At 46.0% G+C, this 6,000-nt stretch carries 6 protein-coding genes; 3 read left to right on the forward strand and 3 right to left on the reverse strand.

Translation table 11 applies throughout. The annotated features are described in order from the left end of the window. Window positions 1-59: 59 nt before the first annotated feature. The gene (locus JJB97_RS11430; protein ID WP_317981184.1) at window positions 60-221 is read right to left on the reverse strand and encodes a DeoR family transcriptional regulator; all 162 of its coding nucleotides are present in this window, start codon (window positions 219-221) and stop codon (window positions 60-62) included. A gap of 351 nt (window positions 222-572) precedes the next feature. On the opposite strand from JJB97_RS11430, the gene JJB97_RS11435 reads away from it, so the two are divergent. From JJB97_RS11435 to JJB97_RS11445, 3 genes are read left to right on the forward strand one after another with little or no spacing between them, the layout of a single operon-like run. Beyond that, window positions 573-1,796 carry an ABC-three component system protein gene (locus JJB97_RS11435; RefSeq protein WP_238714142.1) on the forward strand — a complete coding sequence of 408 codons (1,224 nt, stop codon included), beginning with the start codon at window positions 573-575 and terminating at the stop codon, window positions 1,794-1,796. After that, on the forward strand, window positions 1,793-2,281 hold the full coding sequence (locus tag JJB97_RS11440; protein ID WP_238714143.1) for a three component ABC system middle component: 489 nt from the start codon (window positions 1,793-1,795) through the stop codon (window positions 2,279-2,281). The genes JJB97_RS11435 and JJB97_RS11440 overlap by 4 nt, the downstream gene beginning before the upstream one ends. Then, entirely contained in the window at window positions 2,278-4,239 is a 1,962-nt protein-coding gene (locus JJB97_RS11445; protein WP_238714144.1) for a DUF3732 domain-containing protein, read from the forward strand. The genes JJB97_RS11440 and JJB97_RS11445 overlap by 4 nt, the downstream gene beginning before the upstream one ends. A gap of 289 nt (window positions 4,240-4,528) precedes the next feature. Here JJB97_RS11445 and JJB97_RS11450 read toward each other — a convergent pair whose 3' ends face one another. Continuing rightward, window positions 4,529-5,311, reverse strand: a complete 783-nt coding sequence (locus tag JJB97_RS11450) for a hypothetical protein (protein ID WP_238714145.1) — start codon at window positions 5,309-5,311, stop codon at window positions 4,529-4,531. Next, window positions 5,304-6,000: VasL domain-containing protein (locus JJB97_RS11455; RefSeq protein ID WP_317981181.1), on the reverse strand; the 697-nt coding region annotated here is incomplete at its 5' end. The genes JJB97_RS11455 and JJB97_RS11450, both read right to left, overlap by 8 nt.

Raw genomic sequence — 6,000 nt, forward strand, 5'->3', positions numbered from 1 at the left:
TTCTTTTATTTTTTGTTTGTTCTATAACCTTCTGGCATATTTACCGCGCTGCATGGACTTTAGCGTGAAGCGATCCAGTACTGCTTTCCCTGTCGGAGCAAGTTCAGGTAAGCAAGACGTTCGGTCAGATCACGTCGTATTGTTTTTTCGCAAATGTTAAATTCGTCACCAAGGCTCCTGACGGTCAGTGACTCGCCATTGTTGAGGCGGGTTGACCTGATCCCCGTTGATTAATACACCGCGATGTTTGTAATGCCTTCATCAGCAACGTAAGGGTCCCCCTATTAAGAAGCGTTTTTACAACAAAAAACCTTCACATGACCGAACGCCGTTTTCCATTCAAGTTACAAAGTGCCTCATCAGCACGATAAACCTCGGCACGGAAGGCTATTCACTTCACATTTAGCATCCTCAAGTACTTACTTTTTCTATTCACGCAGGAAACACAGTGGTATTGTTTTAAGCTAATATCGATGATGTGATACGTACCGCCAAACATTGGATGGTAGCTTGTTGCTTTCATGAGTCATTTTTCCGTACAGCTGAAAGCGCAATCGACGCAGGGACTTAAAATGACCGGAGTATCTAGCGATCAATACGCTGCTGGTGAACAGGGCTTAGGGTATATCTATCAGCCTCGTTTTGCGCTACTTAAGCTTCTTCAGTGGCCAGAAGATACATCTGTTTTGATCGAAAAAGATGATGACCTAGACTTCGTTAGTTTTGATGGTGTCAAAACACTGGCATCGCTCAAACACAAAGGGGATGGGGATACTCTAACCGACCTGTCTACCGATTTCTGGAAGTCAGTCCGCATCTGGCTTGACCGCTATAATCGTGATGGTAAAACCGAAGCAAATCTTCGTTTCTTTTTGTTTACGACCGGATCTATCTCAAACTCCTCGTTCCTGCAACACTTCTTAGTCGAACCGCCAACAAAAGACGATGATTCAGTATCAATAACTCAAATCACCAACACAGCTCTGGCTAGAAGCAAGTCAAAACTGATCACGGCAATAGCTGATGAGTTCAATAAACTGACTGATGAGCAAAAAGATGACTTCTTATCACGGATAATCATATTTGATGGCGGGCCTCGCATTGAAGACCTCCCAACAATTATCAAAAATCAACACATGCGTATAATTAGACGCGATAACCGAGACGCTATTTTTGAACGACTTGAAGGGTGGTGGAATAACACGATAGTCGATCTGCTAACAGGGAAACGTAAAGAGGCGATTTTTGGTTATGAGATTTCCGACAAACTTGCAGCATTTTCTGAAGAGTACAAATCGGACAATCTGCCGATTACGTTCAGAGGAAAAATGCCCGTTGGAGAAATCGATGCGATGAATGATCCCAGGCTCTTTGTTGTGCAACTCCGTGAAATAGGGGTTTCCTCTAATCGTATCCGAAACGCTATTCTCGACTACTACCGAGCATTTGAGCAGCGTTCTTCGTGGGCGCGTGAAAACCTTTTGGTAACAGGAGAGATGGAAGATTATGAAGACCGCCTTGTTGATGAATGGAGTCGCTATAAAGACGTCGTTTTTGAAGAATTAGATGAAAATTCAGCTGACGAAGTACTTATTACTGCGGGAAAAGCATTGTATCAATGGGCCGATCTTGAAAGTGGTAATATTCACTCATTGCGAATCCGAGAACGAGTGTCTGAGCCTTATGTAGTTCGAGGAGGATTTCACATCCTTGCGAACAGTAGACCACTACCCAAAATTTTCTGGCATCCCCACTTCCTAAATAGAGTTGGTCAATTGTTGGGAGCCCAAGCATGAAGCAATGGGATCAGCGTCCATTCGAGATAAGGAATCTTTTCAATCCTGCATTTTGTGGTGTTGTACTATTCAGAGCAATGCAGAGCTACGAAGAGGAAAACTCACAGGGCATGCCATTTTCTCTCGCTTTTTTAGTTTTACCATTATGTCTGCAAAAAGATTCTCGCCAAGTGTTTTCTGAACATCCTCGCCGCTACCTTTTGAAAACTATAGAAAACAATCCCAAATTACTCATTAATTTTGCTAACCGCGTCAATAATATGCTGCCATTTACGCTTGAAGCTTTTGGAGTGCTCATGGAACGAGGATGTTTTGTAGTAACGCAAGACGGCCGATTGAAAACAATACCTAATAAAGTTCGCAAATCGGTCATAGGGACTGAAGAATCAATCTCATGCCAGCGTGTCGCGCGCTATATAGGAAAAGAATTTGCCCGTATTGCAGATCGCGTTACGGTGTACACGACCTTTGGAATACGCCCATGAAAATTAAGTCGATTCATGTCTACAGCCATGATGGCCAACGTCGGGACCTGCAATTTAAGGTTAATGGTTTAAATGTGATTACTGGCCGTTCCTCAACCGGTAAATCAGCTCTTTCTGAGATCATTGAATACTGTATGGGTCGATCTACTTTTAACGTACCAGAAGGTATTATTCGCGATAAAGTGTCATGGTTCGCAGTCATTTATCAATTTTCACAGGAACAAGTACTAATCGCGAAACCAACACCAAATGCAGGAGCCACAAGCTGTGGCACCGTTATGCTGCGACGAGGAAATAAACTGACCGCACCAAATTTCAAAGACCTCTCGGTTAACACCGATGATGATTCTGTAGTCGCACTGTTGTCACGATTACTTGGCATCCGCGAGAACCGTACAGACGTGGCAATTGGGCACAGCAGAGAAAGCTTTGAAGCAAACATCAAGCATACTTTTTATTACCTTTTCCAAAAGCAGGGCCTTGTAGCAAATAAAGATCAACTTTTTTATCGACAAAATGAGGCATTTCAGCCACAAGCTATTCGCGACACATTACCGATTCTTTTAGGTATTTCATCAAATGATCGCTATGAACTTGAGGCCAAACTCCGAACAGCGCAACGAGATCTGAAAATCAACGCCAAACGTCTTGAACAAGCTCGCGATACAATCGATACATCACTGCTAAAAGGTTCTGGGCTTTTATCTGAAGCCAGAGCCGTGGGTATCATCGCACAAGACAAAGAGAGAATCGGAACTGACGAAGTAATTAATGTTTTGCGTTCTGCAATGCAATGGATTCCGTCCCCCCTACCTGAAGACGATGGACATAGAATATCCATTCTTGAAAATGAAATTGCTGGTTTACGACAAGACAGACGTCAGATCCAGTCCCGAATTGATTCTGCTCGGATGTATGCCAAGCAATCAGGTAATTTTGAAAACGAAGTTTTAGAGCAGCAAGACCGATTATCTTCTATCAAGGCTCTACCGAAAAATCCGGAAACTGGTGAATGGCAATGGCCATTCTGTGAAACAAATTTAGCACTGGAATCTCCAATTGCTAAAGCACTCCTGAGCGAACTAACAACTCTCGACGCTGAAATGAGCATTGTGGCTGGCCAACGCCCTAAAATGGATGCTTATCTTACTGAACTAGAAGATGAGGTTCAGACCATTGTAAGTTCGATAAGAGCCAAAGAAGTCGAGCTTGCTGCGGCAATCGCGGCAAACGAAGTTATTGAGCAATTAGGCACTCGCAATAATGCTGCGGCAAGAGTAATTGGTCGTATAAGTTTGTTCCTTGAAGACCTTGTACCTAACTCAGAGCTGGCCACATATGAAGCAGAAAATCGTCGTCTAAAGCTCAAAGTCGAAGACCTACAAAGGAAAGTTGGAGCTGATAGCAGCCATGAAAGACTCATATCTATTCTGAATAACATTTCGTCACAGATTACACGCTACATCCAGGCTTTTGATGCAGAATTTCAGGGACTCCCTGCACGGTTTGATCTAAGCCAAATGACTATTATCTTTGATCGTACAGATCGTCCGGTACCAATGAGTCGAACTGGCGGTGGCGAAAATCATCTCGCTTATCACCTGTCTGCCTTGTTAGCCCTTCATCTCTTTGCTTCAAAGAACAATTGCCCCATTCCTCAGTTTCTTTTAATTGATCAGCCTACCCAAGTTTATTTCCCTTCTGAAAAAATTTACCAGGAAGCTGATGGTACTGTTCAGAAAACGGAAGCTGATGCTGACTTAGCAGCAGTACGTAGACTGTTTGCGTTACTGCTGAAGTTTACACAAGAAGAAGTCCCAGGCTTCCAGCTTATCGTGACAGAGCACGCAAATCTTCGCGACCAGTGGTTCCAGGATGCTTTAACCGAGCTTCCCTGGACCAAGCCCCCTGCCCTAGTACCAGAAGACTGGCCTTTACCGTCAGAATTACCAAATTAAGCACGAGTTTTGAAAATCCCCGCATCTTTGGTTCGATTGCGAGTCTTGCACCAAATTCATATCAACGGACCTCCATGGAGGTCCGTTTTTGCATTCTAAGCCCGCCGAAATCAACACTTCTACAATACCTTAACTCCACCTGATCTGCCCCCAGGATTAGATACAACCGCCAGTTAATAATGGCGGTGCATGACCCTGCCTCCGAATATGCTCAAGTCATAATCAGGAATAACCGGCTTCAATCTGGCTGGATACTTCTCATCATCTTCTTGGTTCACATGACCTCCTTTTACCCATTTTTCCTTCTGAAGGACCTCAGCCCCAAAGCCTTCACCCGATGTTTGATAGCAGGGATCGTCCTGTGGGGAAGCCTCTCCCGCACACCTGGAACACCTCTTTCAGGATATATATCCCTTAATACGCAATCCTCAACTGGCTGCCAGAGCCGGGCCTCAGTCAGCTCCATTTTTCCGGCCTGGGCAAAAATGGCCTCCCGGGTACGATCCGGCAGCGACGCTTTTATTTTATCAATCCCTTTACTGTAGTGCGCCTGCATCAACACCAATTCCCATTCCGACCAGGGTCTGTTTTTCCCTGTTCCAAGGTCAAATTTGACCACTGCCGCCCTCACCGCGCTGACGCTTCTGCCCAGTCTGGTAGCAATTTCTTTTGTTGGCAGATTTCTGTAATGTTTTTCCAGAAATGCTTTCTCTTCACTGCTCCAGCTACTGCGACTAGTGAGCCCGGCAAGGGACGCCTGCCGGAAGATAGCCTTGCGTGAACGCCCGGGCAAGAGTGATATGACATACTCTATGCCTTCTGCATAGTGGGTCCGGAGCAATGCCAGCTCCTTTTCTGACCAGGACTGTGCGACGCCCTGGGACAGACCTAAAAGCTGAACGATTCGGGCCACTCCATGGGCAGACCGGCCAAGCCGCTCCCCGATTTCACGGGCAGACAGCTGACCATAGTGTTGTTCCACAAACGTAATTTCGGTGGCCGTCCACTGTGTCCGGTGATTACGGTGTCGCTGTGTTTTACCCACCCCGTCAGTTCCTTTTACATCACTCACGATGTTTTTCCTGCGCCAGCATATAGACTTGAGCCCGGAGGTGCTGCTCAGCCTGCTGAATCTGCTGCTGACGCTGCGGAGAGTCTTCAGGGAGCAGCTTCAACTGCCGAAGCTGTTCTTCCACCGGCACGGTCTGCCGGAAGCTTGTCAGCATGCCAAAGACCTGCGATTTAAGTTCACTGACGGTGATGTATTTTCCCTTCTGACCATCAAGTGCATTCAGTTTATCGGCAAGAGCCTGAAGCTGCGTCATACCTTCATGCCAGCCGTTCGTTTTATCGACAGGAAGTACTGAGATATTAATCTGCTGCTGCCACTGCTGTACCAGGGTCTTAGCCTGATCCGGCCACAATAGCTTAACCTGTTCGATGAGTTTTCTGCTGTATGCAATATCCCAGTCAGGAGGCAACTTATCCAGTCGGGCAAGCTGATGCTGTGTCTGTGCGATAAGGTCCTGCGGTAACGAAGTCTGCTGACGCAACATCCCCAGTTGTTCAGACGTGAGAGGTGCAGGGAACGGAGCCAGTGAAGCAGCAAGCTGAGTCTGTAGAGGGTCTGGACGGTGTAGAAAATGCCAGCTCCACGCTGAGACTATGCTTATCACCAGCATGGTACACATGCCGGCAGCGAAGGATTTCCACTTTTTAACCGGTATGAGACGACAATAAGTCAGTCCGCCTGGTGCTGAT

Origin of the sequence: Tenebrionibacter intestinalis, from assembly GCF_016632365.1 — a bacterium.
Taxonomy (GTDB): Bacteria; Pseudomonadota; Gammaproteobacteria; order Enterobacterales; family Enterobacteriaceae; genus Tenebrionibacter; species Tenebrionibacter intestinalis.

Excerpts from the sequence above, each read along its gene's own strand:
- JJB97_RS11440 (WP_238714143.1), top strand. The coding sequence starts at position 1,793 with ATGAAGCAATGGGATCAGCGTCCATTCGAGATAAGGAATCTTTTCAAT.
- JJB97_RS11435 (WP_238714142.1), top strand. The coding sequence starts at position 573 with ATGACCGGAGTATCTAGCGATCAATACGCTGCTGGTGAACAGGGCTTA.
- JJB97_RS11445 (WP_238714144.1), top strand. The coding sequence starts at position 2,278 with ATGAAAATTAAGTCGATTCATGTCTACAGCCATGATGGCCAACGTCGG.